The 15,883-nt window shown below is 58.1% G+C and carries 17 protein-coding genes and 1 pseudogene; 10 read left to right on the forward strand and 8 right to left on the reverse strand.

Features of this window, described 5'->3' with window-relative positions:
• Positions 1–202: 202 nt before the first annotated feature.
• Both ompR and ACMXYH_RS02090 read left to right on the forward strand, forming a co-directional pair.
• Positions 203–943 (forward strand): osmolarity response regulator transcription factor OmpR, encoded by a 741-nt coding sequence (gene ompR, locus ACMXYH_RS02085; RefSeq protein WP_129439422.1) that lies wholly within the window; start codon positions 203–205, stop codon positions 941–943.
• Positions 944–1,058: 115 nt separating this feature from the next.
• Positions 1,059–2,372 carry an ATP-binding protein gene (locus ACMXYH_RS02090; RefSeq protein ID WP_008149285.1) on the forward strand — a complete coding sequence of 438 codons (1,314 nt, stop codon included), beginning with the start codon at positions 1,059–1,061 and terminating at the stop codon, positions 2,370–2,372.
• A 160-nt stretch (positions 2,373–2,532) separates the two neighbouring features.
• Here ACMXYH_RS02090 and rimK read toward each other — a convergent pair whose 3' ends face one another.
• Genes rimK through ACMXYH_RS02105 form a run of 3 tightly spaced genes read right to left on the reverse strand, consistent with a single transcriptional unit; the run spans position 2,533 to position 4,710 of the window.
• Positions 2,533–3,438, reverse strand: a complete 906-nt coding sequence (rimK, locus tag ACMXYH_RS02095) for a 30S ribosomal protein S6--L-glutamate ligase (protein WP_134419496.1) — start codon at positions 3,436–3,438, stop codon at positions 2,533–2,535.
• Positions 3,435–3,896 (reverse strand): ATP-dependent zinc protease family protein, encoded by a 462-nt coding sequence (locus ACMXYH_RS02100; RefSeq protein ID WP_176471525.1) that lies wholly within the window; start codon positions 3,894–3,896, stop codon positions 3,435–3,437. The genes rimK and ACMXYH_RS02100 overlap by 4 nt, the downstream gene beginning before the upstream one ends.
• A 34-nt stretch (positions 3,897–3,930) precedes the next feature.
• Positions 3,931–4,710 (reverse strand): EAL domain-containing protein, encoded by a 780-nt coding sequence (locus ACMXYH_RS02105; protein WP_415766154.1) that lies wholly within the window; start codon positions 4,708–4,710, stop codon positions 3,931–3,933.
• A 116-nt stretch (positions 4,711–4,826) separates the two neighbouring features.
• Here ACMXYH_RS02105 and ACMXYH_RS02110 point away from each other — a divergent pair, with 116 nt between their 5' ends.
• Positions 4,827–5,234 carry an RNA-binding S4 domain-containing protein gene (locus tag ACMXYH_RS02110; protein WP_129439414.1) on the forward strand — a complete coding sequence of 136 codons (408 nt, stop codon included), beginning with the start codon at positions 4,827–4,829 and terminating at the stop codon, positions 5,232–5,234.
• 203 nt (positions 5,235–5,437) lie between these two features.
• On the opposite strand, the pseudogene ACMXYH_RS02115 reads toward ACMXYH_RS02110, so the two are convergent.
• Positions 5,438–5,626 (reverse strand): annotated as a pseudogene (locus tag ACMXYH_RS02115) (phosphatase PAP2 family protein); the annotation flags it as partial.
• Positions 5,627–5,730: 104 nt separating this feature from the next.
• Here ACMXYH_RS02115 and hslO point away from each other — a divergent pair.
• From hslO to ACMXYH_RS02130, 3 genes are all read left to right on the forward strand, one after another.
• On the forward strand, positions 5,731–6,633 hold the full coding sequence (gene hslO, locus ACMXYH_RS02120) for an Hsp33 family molecular chaperone HslO (RefSeq protein WP_415766155.1): 903 nt from the start codon (positions 5,731–5,733) through the stop codon (positions 6,631–6,633).
• A 182-nt stretch (positions 6,634–6,815) separates the two neighbouring features.
• Positions 6,816–8,357, forward strand: coding sequence for a phosphoenolpyruvate carboxykinase (locus ACMXYH_RS02125; protein WP_129439410.1), 1,542 nt, complete (start codon positions 6,816–6,818; stop codon positions 8,355–8,357).
• Between the two features lie 16 nt (positions 8,358–8,373).
• Positions 8,374–8,505 (forward strand): hypothetical protein, encoded by a 132-nt coding sequence (locus tag ACMXYH_RS02130; protein ID WP_256657693.1) that lies wholly within the window; start codon positions 8,374–8,376, stop codon positions 8,503–8,505.
• On the opposite strand, the gene ACMXYH_RS02135 is transcribed toward ACMXYH_RS02130, so the two are convergent.
• The 4 genes from ACMXYH_RS02135 to ACMXYH_RS02150 form a co-directional block, all read right to left on the reverse strand.
• Positions 8,502–8,855: a DUF1493 family protein gene (locus ACMXYH_RS02135; RefSeq protein WP_129439408.1), complete on the reverse strand. Its 354-nt coding sequence runs from the start codon at positions 8,853–8,855 to the stop codon at positions 8,502–8,504. The genes ACMXYH_RS02130 and ACMXYH_RS02135 overlap by 4 nt on opposite strands.
• 114 nt (positions 8,856–8,969) lie before the next feature.
• The gene (locus ACMXYH_RS02140; protein ID WP_123367054.1) at positions 8,970–9,266 is read right to left on the reverse strand and encodes a hypothetical protein; all 297 of its coding nucleotides are present in this window, start codon (positions 9,264–9,266) and stop codon (positions 8,970–8,972) included.
• Between the two features lie 382 nt (positions 9,267–9,648).
• Entirely contained in the window at positions 9,649–10,776 is a 1,128-nt protein-coding gene (locus ACMXYH_RS02145) for a hypothetical protein (protein WP_415766156.1), read from the reverse strand.
• A 101-nt stretch (positions 10,777–10,877) separates the two neighbouring features.
• The gene (locus ACMXYH_RS02150; RefSeq protein ID WP_129439404.1) at positions 10,878–11,141 is read right to left on the reverse strand and encodes a hypothetical protein; all 264 of its coding nucleotides are present in this window, start codon (positions 11,139–11,141) and stop codon (positions 10,878–10,880) included.
• A 308-nt stretch (positions 11,142–11,449) separates the two neighbouring features.
• Here ACMXYH_RS02150 and ACMXYH_RS02155 point away from each other — a divergent pair, with 308 nt between their 5' ends.
• From ACMXYH_RS02155 to ACMXYH_RS02170, 4 genes are all read left to right on the forward strand, one after another.
• Positions 11,450–11,746: a hypothetical protein gene (locus tag ACMXYH_RS02155; RefSeq protein ID WP_415766157.1), complete on the forward strand. Its 297-nt coding sequence runs from the start codon at positions 11,450–11,452 to the stop codon at positions 11,744–11,746.
• 229 nt (positions 11,747–11,975) lie between these two features.
• Positions 11,976–13,910 carry a RecQ family ATP-dependent DNA helicase gene (locus ACMXYH_RS02160; RefSeq protein ID WP_415766159.1) on the forward strand — a complete coding sequence of 645 codons (1,935 nt, stop codon included), beginning with the start codon at positions 11,976–11,978 and terminating at the stop codon, positions 13,908–13,910.
• A gap of 102 nt (positions 13,911–14,012) precedes the next feature.
• Positions 14,013–15,239: a 3-hydroxyacyl-CoA dehydrogenase gene (locus ACMXYH_RS02165; RefSeq protein ID WP_415766160.1), complete on the forward strand. Its 1,227-nt coding sequence runs from the start codon at positions 14,013–14,015 to the stop codon at positions 15,237–15,239.
• Between the two features lie 178 nt (positions 15,240–15,417).
• Positions 15,418–15,849, forward strand: a complete 432-nt coding sequence (locus ACMXYH_RS02170) for an acyl-CoA thioesterase (protein ID WP_192226755.1) — start codon at positions 15,418–15,420, stop codon at positions 15,847–15,849.
• Positions 15,850–15,883: the final 34 nt, after the last annotated feature.

A 15,883-nucleotide genomic window follows, 5' to 3' on the forward strand; every position in this document is an offset into this window, starting at 1 on the left:
ACGGCCACCTACAGTAATGATCAGACGTTGCCTGACACAAAAGGCCGCGCATTATAACCAGCGTTCTGTCATTCGGGGGCATCGCAGGCTGTAGGCATAAAGACCGGATTTCTGGCGATGAAGGAAAAATCTGCTAACAATGCACACGGTGCGTATAACGGCAGCTACGCCATAATGCGCGCCGAGATCAAAGGAGCATCTAATGAGCAGCACTGCAAACATTGCTGAAGGCGAAAAAATTCTTATTGTTGACGACGATCCAGGGCTGAGCAGCCTGCTGGAACGTTTTTTCGTCAGCAAGGGTTACCGCGCCCGCGCCGTACCGAACACTGAACAAATGGATCGCCTGCTGGCGCGTGAAGTGTTCAACCTGGTCGTCCTCGACCTGATGCTGCCCGGCGAAGACGGCTTGACCGCTTGTCGTCGCCTGCGCACCTCGAACAACCAGATCCCCATCATCATGCTGACCGCCAAGGGCGATGAGCTGAGCCGCATCAAGGGCCTGGAGCTGGGCGCCGACGATTACCTGGCCAAGCCATTCAACCCGGACGAGCTCATGGCTCGTGTCAAAGCGGTCCTGCGTCGTCAATCGACTCCTGTGCCGGGCGCACCGGGCAGCGAAGACGAAAGCGTGACCTTCGGTGACTACGAACTGTCCCTGGCCACCCGCGAGCTCAAACGCGGCGACGAAGTGCACATGCTCACCACCGGTGAGTTTGCGGTGCTCAAGGCGTTGGTCATGAACGCCCGTCAGCCACTGACCCGCGACAAGCTGATGAATCTGGCCCGTGGCCGCGAGTGGGACGCCCTGGAGCGCTCCATCGACGTACAGATTTCTCGTCTGCGCCGGATGATCGAGCCCGATCCGTCCAAACCGCGTTACATCCAGACAGTCTGGGGCGTGGGTTACGTGTTCGTTCCGGATGGCGCCGCCACCAAGTGATCGGTGATTTGTAGGAGCGGGTCTTGCGGGCAACGGGTCAGATGACCTTGCTCGCAGACTCGCGATCCGCAATATGCGAGCATCGCTCGCTCCTGCAAGTGTGTAGCGGTTATCCATGAAAACCCCCGTTTGGTTCCCCCAGAGTTTCTTCTCCCGCACCCTTTGGCTGGTGCTGATCGTCGTGCTGTTTTCCAAGGCGCTGACCCTGGTTTATCTGTTGATGAACGAAGACGTGCTGGTGGACCGCCAATACAGCCACGGCGTCGCCCTGACGCTACGCGCCTATTGGGCGGCCGATGAAGAAAACCGTACGAAGATTGCCGATGCCGCGACCCTGATCCGGGTAGTGGGCGCTGGCGTGCCGGAAGGTGAGCAACACTGGCCTTACAGCGAGATCTATCAGCGGCAGATGCAAGCGGAGCTGGGTGCCGACACTGAAGTCCGATTGCGAATGCATTCGCCGCCAGCCCTGTGGGTTCGGGCGCCAAGCCTGGGTGACGGCTGGCTGAAAGTGCCGCTTTACCCGCATCCATTGCGCGGCCAGAAAATCTGGAACGTGCTCGGCTGGTTCCTCGCTATCGGTCTGCTGTCCACTGCCTCGGCGTGGATCTTCGTCAGCCAGCTCAATCAACCATTGAAACGTCTGGTCTATGCCGCGAGGCAACTCGGCCAGGGTCGCAGTGTGCGCCTGCCGATCAGCGACACGCCGAGTGAAATGACCGAGGTCTATCGCGCCTTCAACCAGATGGCCGAAGACGTCGAACAGGCGGGGCGTGAGCGCGAATTGATGCTGGCCGGTGTGTCTCACGACTTGCGCACACCGTTGACCCGTTTGCGGTTGTCTCTGGAGCTGATGGGCGACCACAGCGACCTGACGGACGACATGGTGCGCGACATCGAAGACATGGACGCGATTCTCGACCAGTTCCTGGCGTTCATTCGCGATGGTCGCGACGAGTCGGTGGAAGAGGTGGACCTGAGCGATCTGGTGCGCGAAGTCGCGGCGCCGTACAACCAGAACGAAGAGAAAGTGCGCCTGCGCCTGGAGCCGATTCAGCCGTTTCCGTTGCGTCGGGTGTCGATGAAGCGGCTGCTGAACAACCTGATTGGCAACGCCTTGCATCACGCGGGCAGCGGGGTTGAGGTGGCGGCTTATGTGTCCGGCGATACCAGCGCGCCGTATGTGGTGCTGAGTGTCATGGATCGTGGGGCGGGGATTGATCCGTCCGAGCTGGAAGCGATCTTCAATCCGTTTACTCGGGGTGACCGAGCCCGGGGCGGGAAGGGGACCGGGTTGGGCTTGGCGATCGTGAAGCGGATTGCTTCGATGCATGGTGGGAATGTTGAGCTGCGCAATCGGTCTGGTGGTGGGTTGGAAGCGCGGGTGCGATTGCCGCTTGGGTTGATGCTGCCGCGGGATGCGGTTTAAGAGATCAGCATTGTCGTTGGGGCTCAAGGCCTCTTCGCGAGCAAGCCCGCTCCCACAGTAGATCGTGTCAGACACTGATATTGTGTTCGCCACAGATCAAATGTGGGGCTTGCTCGCGAAGGCGGCCTGCCCGTCACCACAAAAGCCGGCTTTTGTACCCTTAACCCTTGCCTTTGGTGCGCGTCATATTCGGCCCACCATTTTTCTCAAGATGCTCAATGATGATCCCCGCCACGTTCTTGCTGGTGGTGGTTTCAATCCCTTCCAACCCCGGCGATGAATTCACTTCCATCACCAGCGGCCCGTGATTGGAACGAAGGATATCCACACCCGCCACCGCCAACCCCATGACCTTCGCCGCACGCAATGCCGTCATGCGTTCTTCCGGCGTTATCTTGATCAGGCTGGCAGTGCCACCCCGATGCAGGTTGGAGCGAAACTCCCCAGGCTTGGCCTGGCGCTTCATCGCCGCGATCACCTTGTCGCCCACCACGAAGCAGCGAATGTCCGCCCCGCCGGCTTCCTTGATGTATTCCTGAACCATGATGTTCTGCTTCAGGCCCATGAACGCCTCGATCACCGACTCCGCCGCCGTCGCCGTTTCACACATCACCACGCCGATGCCCTGAGTGCCTTCCAGCACCTTGATCACCAGCGGCGCGCCGTTGACCATCTCGATCAAGTCGGGAATGTCGTCCGGGGAGTGCGCAAAACCAGTGACCGGCAAACCGATCCCTCTGCGTGACAGCAATTGCAGGGACCGCAGTTTGTCCCGCGAGCGGGCGATGGCCACCGATTCATTGAGCGGGAACACGCCCATCATTTCGAACTGGCGCAACACCGCGCAGCCATAAAACGTCACCGACGCGCCAATCCGCGGGATCACCGCATCGAAACCCTCCAACGGCTTGCCGCGGTAGTGGATCTGCGGCTTGTGGCTGGCGATGTTCATGTAGGCGCGCAGGGTGTCGATCACCACCATTTCATGGCCACGTTCGGTACCGGCTTCGACCAGACGACGAGTGGAATACAGACGCGGGTTCCGCGACAGCACAGCGATCTTCATGCAACACCTGTGGAGGAGGTAGATACCGGGAACACCGGCTTGTCTTGTACGTACTTAATGCCTGGATTGACCACCAACTGGCCGTCGATCAAGGCTTTTGAACCGAGTAACAGGCGATAACGCATGGACTTGCGGCAGGCGAGAGTGAACTCGACCCGCCAGACCCGATCACCGAGGGCCAGAGTGGTGCTGACCACGTAACGCATCTGCGCGTGGCCGTTGGAGCTTTTGATGGTCTTCATCGTCACCAGGGGGGCTTCGCAGCGCCGGTGACGCAGTTGCACCACCGTGCCCAAGTGAGCAGTAAAGCGCACCCACTGTTCCCCGTCGCGCTCGAACGGTTCGATATCGGTGGCATGCAGGCTGGAGGTGCTGGCGCCGGTGTCGATTTTTGCGCGCAGGCCCGCGACTCCCAAATCCGGGAGCGCCACCCACTCGCGCAGACCGACAACGGTCAAATGGTCAAATGTCTTCAATAGGAAAAACCGGCGATTAACGCGTCCAGGACCCAGGTGTTACCTGGGCCAACGCTTTGAATGCGGGCTTGGCGAACCAGTAACCCTGCATCAGAAAAATTCCACAGTCCGCCAGGAAATCCCGTTCTCCGGCGCTTTCGATCCCTTCGGCAATGACTGTAACGTTCAGCTCCGCACAGATTGTGACAATCCCTCGAACGATAGCCTGACGAGCACGATCACGGTCGACATCGCGGATCAGTGCCATGTCGAGTTTGATCAGGTCCGGTTGGAAATCAGCGAGCAGATTGAGCCCCGAGTAGCCCGCGCCGAAATCGTCGATGGCGGTCTTGAAGCCGAATTCGCGGTATTCACGCAGAATATTGGTCAAATGGCGATAGTTATCTACGTGCTGGCTTTCCAGGGTTTCGAAAATCAACCGGTCGATGGGGAAGTTGTGTTTTTTCGCGGCTTCCAGCGTGCTGCGAATACACAGTTCCGGGCGGTACACGGCGTTGGGCATGAAGTTGATCGACAGATGCGTCTGCATCCCCAGATTCGCTGCGCCTTCAATGGCTCGGGTCCGGCAGAGCTGATCGAAGCGGTAGCGGTTGTCCTCGGTGATCTGATTGAGCACCGACAGCGCACCTTCACCGGCCAGGCCCCGTACCAATGCTTCGTGGGCAAAAATCGACTGGTCTCGCAAATCGACGATCGGTTGGTAGGCGAAGGCAAAATCGAAGCCCAGTGGCTCGCTTTGCTGACAACCCTGGCACCCGCCCTGAGGCGAGGTCAATGAAGACGGAAATGTAGTCACTCGATCACTCCATGCCGGTGATCCGGCCAAGATCGCATTCTAGCTGGAGGGTCGAGTTATTGCGCCCGACAGAAACGGTAGTACAGTTCTGACTATTGGCTGAGAGAGGAATTCAAGTGGCACAAAAACAGGAAGAGGACGACAAGGTCCGTCTCGATAAGTGGTTGTGGGCCGCGCGTTTTTATAAAACACGTGCCTTGGCCAAGGCGGCGATTGAAAGCGGCAAGGTGCATTGCCGGGGCGAGCGCTGCAAACCGGGTAAGGAACCGAGGATCGGCGATGAGTTTCAGATTCGCGCAGGGTTCGAGGAACGCACGGTGGTGGTTCAGGCGCTGTCGATCGTACGCCGTGGTGCGCCAGAGGCTCAGGCGCTCTACGCTGAAACCGACGCCAGCATCGCCAAGCGCGAGGCGGCTGCGGCCATGCGTAAGGCCGGTTCGCTGGGCGTGAGCACCGATGGCAAACCGAGCAAGAAACAGCGACGGGATTTGTTCAAGTTTCGTGGAAGCAGTAACGACGAGTAAGACAATTGTTTCTGTGTTGCCTGTGAGGCAGCCTTCGTCGGATCGCCGCCCGGAGCAAGCCCGCTCCCACAGGTATTGCGCAGTCCTTGTGGGAGCGAGCTTGCTCGCGATCGAGTGCGAAGCACTCGCCAGGCGTGCCTGACTATCAGGCGCTACGCACCACCCACCACCGCATCGACGGGACGCAGACTTGCAATTGCTTAAACGTGTAGCCATATCGGGTTAATCGCCAGCGGCGCGTTGGATGGGTGAAAGCGCCACTTGTCGAAAACCACACGCAGCCTCTGACCCGTAGGCCATAACCAGAAGGCCAGCAGCGCCAGAGGTAAGAAATTGCATAAAGCCATCCGGCGGAGGCTCCACCTTGCTTGGAACAAACCCGGATTGTTCATAAAATGCCTCCCATGGCTGAACATTGCGCACCAAAATGGTGCCGAAGAGGCGCAATTTCTCGCTGTTTGAAATCATTTTGTCATTACTTCAGATACCCAGACCTATGACCGATTTACCGGATACCGACTACACCCAACGCTTCATCTTCGATGACAGCGACACCCGCGGCGAGCTGGTTGCGTTGGAGCGTAGCTACGCCGAAGTCCTCGCTAAACACCCGTACCCGGAGCCGGTTGCACAACTGCTCGGCGAGCTGATGGCGGCGGCGTCGTTGTTGGTCGGCACCTTGAAGTTCGATGGCTTGCTGATTCTCCAGGCCCGTTCCGAAGGCCCGATCCCGCTGCTGATGATCGAGTGCTCCAGCGAGCGAGAAATCCGTGGCCTGGCCCGATACGAGGCCGACCAGATCGCGCCGGATGCGACCCTCGCCGACCTGATGCCCAACGGCGTATTGGCGCTGACCGTCGACCCGACCCACGGCCAGCGTTACCAGGGCATCGTCGACCTCGATGGCGAAACCCTGTCGGAGTGCTTCACTAATTACTTCGTGATGTCCCAACAAGTCGGTACGCGTTTCTGGTTGTACGCCGATGGTCGTCGCGCCCGTGGCCTGTTGTTGCAGCAGCTGCCTGCTGATCGATTGAAAGATGAAGAAGAACGCGCCGCCAGCTGGCAGCACATCACCGCGCTGGGCAGCACCCTGACCGCCGATGAATTGCTGAGCCTGGATAACGAAACCATTCTCCATCGCCTCTACCACGAAGAGCAGGTTCGACTGTTCGATGTGCAGAAACTGCGCTTCCGTTGCAGCTGCTCGCGCGAACGTTCTGCCAATGCGCTGGTCAGTTTGGGTCTGGAAGATGCCCAGTCGCTCGTGGTCGAACACGGTGGCAATATTGAAATTGACTGTCAATTTTGCAACGAGCGCTACCTGTTCGACGCCGCCGATATCGCTCAATTATTCGCCGGCGCGGGTGTTGATACGCCGTCAGATACCCGTCACTAAAACGGTTCAGCGCAGGTAAATTCACTGGTTTGTGCCGGAATAACGCCGTTCTGACGGGAGGGCCCTACTATTTTTGGGCTTTTCTGGCATAATCCGGCCCACTTTTTGTCGCGGTAGTAGTGCACGACTTTCTACTACAAAACGTTTGGAGCACACTCGGCCACTGGCCGACGGGGAATCTCATGACGCAAGCCAATAACGCCGTGTACACCGATCTGAGTGTTGATGATCTGGTAAAAGAAGCTCTGAGTCGCGGTGAGGGCGAGCTTGCCGATACCGGCGCGCTGACTGTTCGCACCGGTCACCGCACCGGTCGCTCGCCAGTCGATCGTTTCATCGTTGACGAGCCGTCCACTTCGGCTTCCATCGCCTGGGGCCCGATCAACCGCAAGTTCCCGGCCGACAAGTTCGATGCCCTGTGGGACCGCGTTGAAGCGTTCAACAATGCACAAGAGCATTTCGTTTCCCACGTGCATGTAGGTGCGTCTGAAGACCACTACCTGGCCGTGAAGATGACCACCCAGACTGCCTGGCAGAACCTGTTCGGCCGTTGCCTGTTCATCAACCCGGAAAAGTACAACCCGGCTGGCCGTGATGAGTGGCAAGTGCTCAACGTTGCCAACTTCGAGTGCGTGCCAGAGCGTGACGGCACCAACTCCGACGGTTGCGTGATCCTCAACTTCGCTCAGAAGAAAGTGCTGATCGCCGGCATGCGTTACGCCGGTGAAATGAAGAAAGCCATGTTCTCGGTGCAGAACTACCTGCTGCCGGCTGCCGACGTACTGCCAATGCACTGCGCCGCCAACATCGGCGAAGCGGGCGACGTGACCCTGTTCTTCGGTCTGTCTGGCACCGGCAAAACCACCCTGTCCGCCGATGAAAGCCGTTACCTGATCGGTGACGACGAGCACGGCTGGGGTGAAGGCGTTGTCTTCAACATCGAAGGCGGCTGCTACGCCAAGTGCATCGACCTGTCCGAGAAGAACGAGCCGGTCATCTGGAAAGCCATCAAGCACGGCGCAGTCCTGGAAAACGTCGTTATCGATGACGCCAAGCACGCCGACTACACCGATGTCAGCCTGACCCAGAACAGCCGCGCCGCCTACCCGCTGGAGCACGTCGCCAAGCGTTCCGAGAAAAACCTCGGTGGTGAGCCAAACGCTGTGATCTTCCTGACCTGCGACCTGACCGGCGTACTGCCGCCAGTGTCGATCCTCAGCGAAGAACAAGCGGCCTACCACTTCCTGTCCGGCTACACCGCACTGGTGGGCTCGACCGAAATGGGTTCCGGCAGCGGCATCAAGTCGACTTTCTCCACCTGCTTCGGCGCACCGTTCTTCCCGCGTCCGGCTGGCGAATACGCAGAACTGCTGATCAAGCGCATCCGCGGCTTCGGCTCCAAGGTCTACCTGGTCAACACCGGCTGGACCGGCGGCGGCTACGGCGTCGGCAAACGCTTCAACATCCCGACCACTCGCGGCGTGATCGCAGCGATCCAGAGCGGCGCGTTGATCGGTGCTGAAACCGAACACCTCGACACCATCAACCTCGACGTGCCGTTGGCTGTGCCGGGCGTTGAGACTGGACTGTTGAACCCACGTAATACCTGGGCTGACAAGGCTGCTTACGATGAAGCCGCTAAAGCATTGGCTGGGTTGTTTGTTGAGAACTTCAAGAAGTTTGAAGTGAGCGACGCGATCAAGGCTGCTGGGCCGAAGCTGTAAGGCTTGGATTTAGCGAATGAAAAAGCCGCCCTTTGAGGGCGGCTTTTTTGTGCGTGCAATTCAGGCCGTCAGGGACACCTTAAGTGCCATTATTCCAGCCGAAAAGGCGCTAAACGACCAGAATAATGGCACTTACGCGTTCAGCTAGATTCCTTCCAATTCCTGTGTGTCCCACCGTTGCAACTTGATCGCTTGGTAAATCATTCCGATAGTCAGAGGGATCTTGTCGCCACGCCCCTTGGCCCGGCGCTTGAGGAATACGTCAAAGCCTTCGGGCTGGAAGTAGCGATAGGCGTCGTAATCGATGAAGTCGATGGCGAACTGTTCTTCCAGCGTCTCCATCAGGTGGCGCGCATCGGTGCCGTTGCAGCCAAAGTCGAAGTTAATCGAGGTGGTGAGGCTGATGGTTTTGCGTTCTGGCAGACCGAGCTCTTCGTGCAGCAGCTGCATGAGCAGATGCATGGTTTGGTCGTCGGGGAAGTCGGGGGCGAAGTTCATTGCGGAGTGTCCGATTGGGCTTGGGTGGAGCTTATTGATCGTCGGGCCCTGGGGGAAGGACCGACTAACTTGAGGCATTCCCACGCAGAGCGTGGGAACGATCTTCGCTCGGCGTCAGGTTGGTGCTTTCCAGCCCATCATGCGTTGTTGCGCGACTTTCAGCAGGTCGCAGCCGTCCTGAGTCAACAGGTAGAGGGCGTGGGTGATATGCGGGATGTCTTCCACATCGCCGTTTTTGAAGCATTGGCAATGTAGGGTTTTGAGTAGGTCGCCGGAAGCTCTGATTCGCTGGAGGGCAGCTTCGAGGATGTCCTGGGGGTTGGCCTCTGTGTCGATGATCAGGGGCGGGGAATCGGTGAGGTTTGTTTGGAGGGGGCGGTAGCGATCGGGGAACGGGTTCAATTTATTCATTTTATGTATTCTCAAATGCATCAGATGAAACCACCACCATCGTGACCAAGCGATGGAGGCGGACTGTGTTCGGGTTGGTCAGCCGGAGGAATACATAAGACCGGCACGCCATAAGGCGTCCCAAACACAGCCACCATATAGCGTGCAGACACTTGAGGTGCCGGCAGCATACAACGGACGCGTTTATGTATTCCATCGAGTGACCAAGCCCGAGACGCTGATTTGGCAGCGACAGCCCGACTATAGGTGTGAGCAGCCGGGCAGCGATAGACGACAAAGAGTCCCCGCATGTAGGAACGGGATGAACCTTGGCTAGGCCGTTTCTATAGGAGTTTTCGCGAGGAATTTCTCGTGCTTTTCTGCCATCCCGCGCCCTACCACCTCAACGAATATGCTGATACGAAGCAACATCCAGAAGGCCAGTGGTCAGCCCGGTCGCCGGCGCGTAGATCGTACCTTTCACTGCCGAGAACCTGACCCCATTACTACCCAACGAAACGTAACGCTCGCCCTGGTCCAGCTCGGTGAAATAGGTGTACGAACACTTTTCCATCGCTTTGTATTTCGCGGCGGTGCTGACCATGGTGTTGTGGTGGTTCTGCAGGTCGGCCGGGGTCAAGTTGAGGGTTTTGTTCAGCGGCACGCCCCAGCGCTTCAGGCACACTTCGGCAAAGTGGCGGACGATCAGGCCAGGCTCGGCCAGCACTTTAGGGCCGCCGACACCGTCTGCTGCGGCGTTGCCAACCAGCGTGCCATGGCGGCCGGGCATGGGAAAAATGTGGGTTCGGGTGCCGGTTGCCGTTTGCGGGATGACGCAGCTGAAGCCTTTGGAGCGCTCGTCTCGGGCGTAGAAGCCGACGTATTCTTTTACGTTGGCATTCAGTTTTACTTTGTCTTCCTGAAAGTTGCCGATGCCCGGTACTGGATCAATCGCAAAGATATTTACCGGGATGTTCTTCAGTGTGCTGTCCTTGAACATGGCATTGGCCAGCATATGACAACTAATACCGCCGCGGCTCCAGCCTACCAAGTTTACCTTGGTTGGAATAATGCCGTCCTTGCGAAACGTTTTAATGATTTGTTCTTGTAACTTCTGCTGGGTCACACTGCGGTCGCCGTAGTTATATTTACGCCACAGCCAGGAGCCTTCGACGATCACGTCTTCGATTGGAATGCCTGCAGCCTTCAGGCGGTTGTATTCGGTCTCGGTCAGTTTTTCACGCTGCCAGTCACACTGACCTTTGATGATGTTGATGGCGTGCTTTACGTTCTCCTCCCAGCCCTTGCCGAACAGCGTGCCGCTCAGGCCGTAGTCCTTGGATTTAGTGAACAGCTCATCAGCTTGCAGGTTGCTGGTGCCAGGGCCGTCAATGACGATCCATTCGGCAAACTCTCGGCCAGCATGATGGGAGGCCAGTGCCGAAACCAGTTCGCCATTCCAGTAAGTTGGGTTTTGGTTGTCAAATTTAGTCGAGCCGGTACCGCAAAAGAAAATAGTTAATGTAGTCATTGTTGTGCTCTTGTTTGGTTTAAGAGCGTGCAGACTAGTTTGAGTTATTTAAATAATGAAGTGGTTAGTTGTTACCGGGGTTGTAGTGTGTGTTTGAAGTTTTAGTGTTCTATTCTTTGTTTGGCAACTTCTAGTAGCTCGCAACCATCCTGCGTTAGTAAATAAAGCGCATTCACTATATGAGGGATGTCTTTAACGTCGGCCTGTTTGAAGCACAGACAATAAAGCGTTTCGAGCAAATCGCTGGCTGCGCGCAGGCGTTGGTGCGCTGCGTCGAGGACGGCACCGGTGCTGGCCGTGGTGTCGATGACGAGGACGGGTGTTTCGCTGTAGCTGGTTTTGAGTGGACGGTAGCGGTCTTGCATTTAGGTCAGTCCTGTAGGAAGTCGGGCAGTCTCGCCGGCAGGTCGACACCCTGTTTTCAGCCGCGCCGCAAACTATGAAGGTGGCGACGCAGCGCGGCAATACGGCCGCAATGGACAGGGTTTGTAGGGGTTTTTCCTGCCTTTTCGGACCGAACCTACGCGTTTCCCGAGGTTTTTTACGCCTAAACCCTTAGATGGCAAATTTCCTACGGGTTTGTCAGGCGCAACGCATCAAGCCTCTGTATGGTGCGCGCCAGAATCAGTAGGAAGTTTCGAAACGTCCGTCCAACGCTTAAAGGGAATTAAGTATGCAATGGCTGCGTATGGCCTCGATTTTGTTGCTGTGGGCCGGGATTTGTCGCGCAGCAGGTGCTGCTGACGCCGGTAACTCGATGGTCCTGGCCAATATGGATCGCACCGGTTGGCCGGATGCGCTGACCAGTCAGGCGAGCATGGACACCGCTTTGCGCGCTGATTTGCGTCAGTTGGCGGCGGCGTTCACCGGCGAAATCAGTCCGGCCCATGCCATTTGGGCGAGCAAGAGCCAGGTGTTTCACGAGCAGGCATTGAATGAACAGCTGCGCGTGGCGGTGTTGGCGCCTTAGCCTCCTCTCCTGACTGATCTTCCCACGCACCCGAGTGGGAATGCCTCAAGGGACGCTCCGCGTCCAGTAACGCGAAGCGTCACGGGCTGCATTCCTTTGCGGCGCATGGGAACGATCGCCGACAACACGCTGTATCATCCCGTATCGTTTTGGTCCCCGACCTTTTCTCGACTCGCTGCGTTTGCCGGCTAGGCTTTGGGCTTCGCAGCGGTCAACGGAGTGACAGCTTATGCACAACACCCTGGAACAGGTTTTCGGTTATCCACAGTTTCGGCCCGGCCAGGAAGCGGCGGTCAGCGCGGTGTTGGCCGGGCGCTCGGCGGCGGCGATTTTCCCCACCGGCTCGGGTAAGTCCCTTTGTTATCAATTGCCGGCCTTGCTACTGCCGCACCTGACGCTGGTGGTCTCGCCACTGCTGGCGTTGATGCAGGATCAGTTGGCGTTCCTGCAGCGCCATGGCATTGCGGCGGGCAGTATCGATTCGGCCCAGAGCCGCGATGACGCCAGCGACGTGATGGCTCGGGCCAAGTCTGGCGAGCTGAAAATTTTGATGATCTCCGTGGAGCGCCTGAAGAACGAGCGTTTCCGCAATTTCTTGCAGCAGGTGCCGATCTCGTTGCTGGTGGTGGACGAGGCGCACTGCATCTCGGAATGGGGCCACAACTTTCGCCCCGACTACCTCAAGCTCCCCGACTATCAGCGCCAGTTCAACATCCCTCAGGCCTTGCTGCTGACCGCCACTGCGACCCCCAAAGTGATCGCGGACATGGAGGCAAAATTCGCCATCGCCCCTGAGGACGTGGTGACCACCGGTTTCTACCGGCCGAACCTCAATCTGTTGGTGGAGCCGGTGCGCGGTCAGGACAAGCGACGACGCCTTGTCGAATGGATGAGCCAGCGTCCCGACCAGCCGAGCATCGTCTACGTCACCCTGCAGAAAACCGCCGAGCACATTGCCGAACATCTGACCCGCAACGGCATTCAGGCCGAGGCCTATCACGCTGGTCTGCCCCACGAACAGCGCGAAGCAATCCAGCGCCGGTTCATGGGCGGGCAGTCCAATTGCATCGTTGCCACCATCGCGTTCGGCATGGGCATCGACAAGAGCGACATCCGCAACGTGGTGCATTTCGACCTGCCCAAATCCATCGAAAACTACAGCCAGGAAATCGGCCGTGCCGGGCGTGACGGGCAGCCGTCCGACTGCCTGGTATTGGCCAACCGCGACAGCCTCAACGTGCTGGAAAACTTCGTCTACGGCGATACGCCTGAGCTGGATGGCATCCGCTATGTGCTCGACGAGTTGCAAGCCGCCGCGCCCGAGGGGCAGTGGGAGTTTCTGTTGGGGCCGCTGGCCGATCAGAGCAACATCCGTCAGCTGCCGCTCAAGACTTTGCTGGTGCAGTTGGAACTGCGTGGAATCATTGCGCCGCGTTACGCCTATTACGCCGAATACCGTTTCAAGTATTTGCAGGAGCCGGAAGCTTTACTCGCCCGTTTCGAGGGTGAGCGCAAGGACTTCGTCGCGGCGATCATCCAGACCTCCAGTCGCGCACGGACCTGGGCCACGGTGAATTTCGATGCGCTGTATGAACAGCATCAGGCCGAACGCAATCGAGTGGTCAAGGCGCTGGATTATTTCCAGGAAAAGGGCTGGGTCGAGCTCGAAAGCAAACAGATGACCGAGGTCTACAGCCTGTTGCAAACGGATTTCAACAGCCAGGCCCTGAGCGCCGAGTTACACGCCTATTTCACCCGGCACGAGCGCACCGAGGTCGCGCGGATTCACGCCATGCTGGAACTGTTCGCCACCGACCATTGCCTGGGTTATCGCCTGGCCGAGTACTTCGGCGATGAAAACGCACCGCAGCAGTGCGGGCATTGTTCGGTGTGTCACGGGGATGTGGCGCGATTGCCGACGCCACCGGAATTACCGGCGCTTGTGGATAAAAACTTCGAGGCGTTGTGCGGTGACTTTATCCACAGGCACGAGCAGTACACCGGCAACACTCCATCGGCGGAACGCGTTACGCGGTTTTTATGCGGCATCGGCGTGCCGCTGTTCACCAAGCTCAAGGTACGGTCGATTCCCGGGTTTGCGGCGCTGGAGGATTATCCGTATGCCGAAGTCCGGACGTGGGCCGAGGCACATTTGCCGGCGTAGATCCATCCGCTGAATGTTGCTCATCACAGGAATAAATTTCAAAAATGCGCGCCGCCTGACTATGGTGAAGGCTGTCTTTGGATCGCCAACAAGAGAACAACTATGAGCCAGACACTGTTCACTATTCAGCGCGCCGCCGTCATTGGCGCGGGCACCATGGGCCGTGGCATTGTCATGTGTCTGGCCAACGCCGGCGTCCCGGTGCAGTGGGTCGATAACAATCCACAGATGCTTGAACAGGCGCTGGCTACCGTGGCGGACACCTACGCCCACAACGTGCGTCAGGGACGGATCGATCAGGCCGAAGCGGACGCTCGCATAGCACGGGTAACGGCGGCTGCTGACTACGCGGCGATCTGCGATGTCGATCTGGTCATCGAAGCAGTGTACGAAAACCTCGAACTCAAGCAGAAAATCTTCCGTGAGCTGGACGATCTGCTCAAACCCGAAGCGATTTTGGCCAGCAATACCTCGGCGCTGGATATTGATGCCATCGCCGCGGCCACCCGCCGTCCGCAACAGGTCCTGGGCCTGCACTTCTTCAGCCCGGCGCACATCATGAAGTTGCTGGAAGTCGTTCGCGGTGCGCAGACTTTACCGGTGGTGCTTGAGGCTGCTCTGGCACTGGGCAAGCGCATGGACAAAGTCAGCGTGGTGTCGGGCAACTGCCATGGTTTCATCGGTAACCGCATGCTGCATCCGTATGTGCTAGAAGCGCGCAAGATGCTGCTCGAAGGCGCTTATCCACATCAGGTCGATGCGGCACTGCAAGGTTTTGGTTTCGCCATGGGGCCGTTCCGCATGTACGACGTGGTCGGCATTGATCTGGAGTGGCGCGCCCGGCAGTTGGCCGGCAAAGGGCAGGATGCGCCTGAGGTTCAGGTGGACAATCGTCTGTGCGAATTGGGTCGTTTCGGCCAGAAAAGTGGCAATGGCTATTACCACTATGAGTCGGACAGTCGCCAGGCTGAGCACGATGTTGAAGTCGATGCGCTGGTGCTGAAGGTTAGCGAAGGGTTGGGCTTCCAGCGTCGAGAGATAGGGCCCGAGGAGATTCTTGAGCGCTGCTTGCTGGCACTGGTCAACGAGGGTGCGAAGATCCTTCAGGAAGGGATTGCCGGATCGGCGCACGACATCGATCTGGTGTACCTCAATGGCTACGGCTTCCCGGCGGACAAGGGTGGGCCGATGGCTTGGGCGGATCAGCAAGGGCTGGCGGATATTCACCAACGGTTGCTGGCGCTGGAGACGAAGCAGGGTGATCAGTGGAATCCGGCACGGTTGATTGGGGAGTTGGCGGCGGTGGGCAAGGGGGTTTCTGAGCGCTGATTGAAGTAGTGCCTCTGATGTCCTCATCGCGAGCAAGCTCGCTCCCACATTAGTTTGATCTTCAGTGAGCACAGATTTTGTGTACGACTGAGATTCACTGTGGGAGCGAGCTTGCTCGCGATGAGTACGACGCGGTTTTCGCCTTAGACTGGCAATCCAACTCCAGGAATCGACGCTGATGTCCAACCCGATGCCCCAACGCACCGACTACCCCCACTTCCAGCCCATCACCACCCGCTGGCACGACAACGACGCCTATGGTCACGTCAACAACGTCACCTACTACAGCTTCTTCGATACGGCAGTGAACACCTACCTGATCGAAGTCGGCGGCCTGGATATCCATGACGGCGAGGTGGTGGGTTTTGTCGTGAGTTCGGCCTGCGATTACTTTGCTTCCATTGCCTTCCCCGATCGAATCGAGATCGGTTTGCGGGTGGGCAAGTTGGGTAACAGTTCCGTGCAATACGAACTGGCAGTGTTCAAGGCCGGGGAAGACGAAGCCTGCGCAGCGGGGCGGTTCGTGCACGTGTTTGTAGACCGGGTGTCGAATCAGCCGGTGGCGATTCCTGCCGGGTTACGGGGGGCGCTGGAGCGGTTGGTGGTTTGACGGACAAAAAAAATCGCAGCCCTTGGGCTGCGAT

Origin of the sequence: Pseudomonas frigoris, assembly GCF_047758635.1 — a bacterium.
In the GTDB taxonomy this organism is placed as follows: Bacteria; Pseudomonadota; Gammaproteobacteria; order Pseudomonadales; family Pseudomonadaceae; genus Aquipseudomonas; species Aquipseudomonas frigoris.